The sequence below is a fragment of the Anabaenopsis arnoldii genome, assembly GCF_028331025.1.
Lineage (GTDB): Bacteria > Cyanobacteriota > Cyanobacteriia > Cyanobacteriales > Nostocaceae > Anabaenopsis > Anabaenopsis arnoldii.
On record NZ_JAQMUH010000056.1, the window covers coordinates 1 to 3,360 of the forward strand.

A 3,360-nucleotide genomic window follows, 5' to 3' on the forward strand; every position below is an offset into this window, starting at 1 on the left:
GAACCATTCAAGTCTGCTGAATATATTTTCCCAGACTTAGACCTAAATAAACCTCTGTTGATTCTTTTACCTAAATAGTGTTCATGCTTTTTGATAGGTTCAAAATCTAGAAAACTACATTTTGAAGTGTAGCTCTCTTCAGTTGACTATTGAAAAAGGCTTGACGACATAAATAAACAGCACAGTTGAATAGGTTTTTTGATAAAAAAGACATTTGATCAATCACCCCAAACCACTTGTTATTTCCTTTGATTATGTGTCGTTCAACTAATCGCATTCTGACTCCAGGCATTTAAGAATGCACTTGTGTTTTTCTTTTCCTTCTTCTTAGACCATAGATTCTCCCACAGAAAGCGTACAAGCCTTTATGCTTGACCGTCTAAATTGCTTTTATTTTCAGCACTAGATACTCTGGTATAAATCACAACTCATTCAAAGGTTTTTTGTACATCAACGATGACTCTACCTGTAGGAAGCTGAGTAGCTTTAAGTTCACCACGTTTCCACATCCTCCAAGCAGTCTGGTAAATTATTCCCTTTGATTTAGCGTAGTCAGATAGTTTCATTCCCAAAATATCCCATAAATGATTACATCTGACTATATCTGATTATATTTTGATCATTTAAACCTTATACTCCTCACCGAAAGACCTTTCTCTGTCATCTTGAAGACATTGGTCAAGATGTATTAAGCTAAACGACAACTGATATTCATGATGTACACCCATCTGTCTATATATCAGTCATACCTTGTATTTGCTATCACATCAATTGCTGAATAAATCTGGGAAGAGGAATCGGATTCCTTGCATGAGCAAGGTTAATAATTTTTACGGAGTCAGTCAGTATGTTAAAGCAAATTTTTAAAGGTAGCTCAGTTTTGTTTTTGTTGCTTGCAGGTAATCTTTCAGCTCTTGCACAAACTCCAGAATCAAGACCTCAAACTCAACTGTCTAGAGGGATCTCGGAACAATTTCAACAGTCTCAAGGACAAACTACTGTCAGCCCCGAAGAACTGCAAAAATTTGCCAGCATTCTCCCCAGGTTACAGGAAATTGCCGAAACAGGGCAACAGAGAAGTCTACAAATTATTGAGCAATCACCCCTAAGCGTAGAGAGATTTCAAGAGCTGTCCCAAGCACAACAAACACCCGGTACTCAACCGTCTTCACCAGCTACTCAAGAGGAGCAACAGTCTTTTAACCAAGTAGCCGCCCAGGTTCAGTCAATCCAACAGGAAACCGTGTTGCAACAGCAGGAAGCTGTACAGGCTGGGGGTCTAGAACTCAACCGCTTTAATGAGATATTTATCGCCGTTCAGCAAGACCCGGCTTTGCAACAACAACTACAGCAGCTAATTCAGAACAATTAGCCGTTAATTATCGGCGTGGTTTTTTCTGAGAAACAGTCATAACCGGTAGAGTACTACTAGAGGATTGGGGAGGTAAATAATGTTGTACTTCCGCCGCATCCGGTAGGGGTTGTCGTTGCTGGATACGCCATAACTTAAAAGCTAGACTAATCCCAGCAGTTCCCAGACCCACAGCAAATAATGACCAACTATCATCCAGTCCACCAATCAGGGCATCTACCACGCCTATGGTCATCAATACGCTGATGATGGGATCTTTTCTGTAGGCTGACTTTAAAAAACGAGGTAATACAGCATTCATCACAGCTTGGTTTGTCCAGATTACCTGAGGTTTAACTTGATCAACAATAACTTACACATTAACTGCCATTGTGACGATATGCATCTAGCTAACTAGATTTTTTTTGCGCCATAGATGGCAAGTTGTGCAAGCGGGTATGCTATTAGGTAGAGATACGGTCAAAACCAGCTAAAACAACTAGCTGGTTAAAACACTATTAAACTAAGCCGGTCAGTCACCCGACCGACTCGTCTTCAAAACCGTACGTGAGACTTTCGCTTCATACGGCTCCTCAATGATATGGTTCTTGTCATGAATACCTACAAGACTTCCATCACTGGCTGTCTTCTTGTCGTGGCAATGTCTGTGTAATAGTTGTAGATTTTTGTATTCATCCTTACCACCTTTGGAAAGGGGTAAGATGTGGTCTACTTCCATTACATCCCCGTCCCTAAAGTAATGCCCACATTCTGGACATTTACCCTTTTGCCTTTTAAGTAGGGTCGCTACTCTTTTATTGGCTTCGGGATGGTTTGTCATTCTTGAACTCCAATATACCCAATCACCGTTAAATGGTGAGGCGTTGCCTTTAACCTTGATATGACGTACAATGGGGGTTTCTAGGTGTCTATACAGTTTGATGAATTTATCATCCATCTTTGCTGCAAACTCCCAATTATTGCCTCCACTTGTACGCCAGTATTTATTGGCTATCCATTTATCAGATTTATTGGGGTGTCGGCGTTTTGCCCATCTGTAAAGCCGTCGGTAAACCTGACTAGAAATATTGCTGAAGATTTCTTTACTTACTACGGATGAGTAATAATTACACCATCCCCGAATTATCGGGTTAAGTTTACTTATCAATCCCATTTGTGGTGTTGGTAAGTTTCCTTTAATAGTGCTAGAAATCTTTTCGTAATGATTCTTAACAGATTTCTTGGATGGGATGATGATGGTTTTAAATCCTAATATTTCCTTGTGGGTATTCAATCCTGAGTTGTATTTGCCAACTGAGTATTGCCTCACATTGAAGCCAAGAAAGTCGAATCCTGGTTTCTCCGATTGGTGTTCATACAGGGTGTGAGCCAATCTGGTCTTACTAGGTTTTAATTCCAATCCCATTTCATTTAGCCATTTAACTAAGATTTCCCTACATTGTTCAATTACTGTCAGATTTTCATGCAGAATGACAAAATCATCTGCATATCTAATGATTGATATTGCATTAGCCTTATCCCTTTTAGAACCTTTACCTGGTAATTTTGAAGTATATTCTTTAAGAATTTCTTCCATACCGTGTAAGGCTACATTTGCCAAGATAGGGGATATAACACCACCTTGTGGTGTGCCTTCTTCTGTAGGAAATAAGACTCTGCTATCAACCACACCTGCTTTTAACCACGCCTTTATCTGACGACGTAGTTTGGGGTAGGTGTTCAGTTTCTGTAACAATGCTTGATGATTAATCTTGTCAAAGCATTTTGCAATATCAGCATCTAATACAAATTTGGGTTTTTGTTTAATAGACATGAATATTGCTTGTATGGCATCATGACATGAGCGTCCTGGTCTAAATCCGTATGAATTAGGTTCAAACTTTGCTTCCCATTCTGGCTCTAAAGCTAATTTGACAAGTGCTTGTAATGCCCTATCATACATTGTAGGTATTCCTAGTGGTCTTTTCTCATCCCTACCTGGTTTGTCA

4 protein-coding genes are annotated in these 3,360 nt (G+C 39.6%); 1 reads left to right on the plus strand and 3 read right to left on the minus strand.

Going from position 1 to position 3,360, the window contains the following annotated elements:
• Window positions 1-428 precede the first annotated feature (428 nt).
• The gene (locus PN457_RS04400; protein ID WP_271731573.1) at window positions 429-566 is read right to left on the minus strand and encodes a hypothetical protein; all 138 of its coding nucleotides are present in this window, start codon (window positions 564-566) and stop codon (window positions 429-431) included.
• A 281-nt stretch (window positions 567-847) separates the two neighbouring features.
• On the opposite strand from PN457_RS04400, the gene PN457_RS04405 reads away from it, so the two are divergent.
• Complete coding sequence (locus PN457_RS04405) at window positions 848-1,372, plus strand: DUF4168 domain-containing protein (protein WP_271731575.1); 525 nt, start codon at window positions 848-850, stop codon at window positions 1,370-1,372.
• Between the two features lie 7 nt (window positions 1,373-1,379).
• Here the strand turns inward: PN457_RS04405 and PN457_RS04410 are convergent, their stop codons facing one another.
• Both PN457_RS04410 and ltrA read right to left on the minus strand, forming a co-directional pair.
• On the minus strand, window positions 1,380-1,673 hold the full coding sequence (locus tag PN457_RS04410) for a hypothetical protein (RefSeq protein ID WP_271731577.1): 294 nt from the start codon (window positions 1,671-1,673) through the stop codon (window positions 1,380-1,382).
• A 210-nt stretch (window positions 1,674-1,883) separates the two neighbouring features.
• The coding region (gene ltrA, locus PN457_RS04415) for a group II intron reverse transcriptase/maturase (protein ID WP_271731579.1) at window positions 1,884-3,360 on the minus strand (1,477 nt) is incomplete at its 5' end.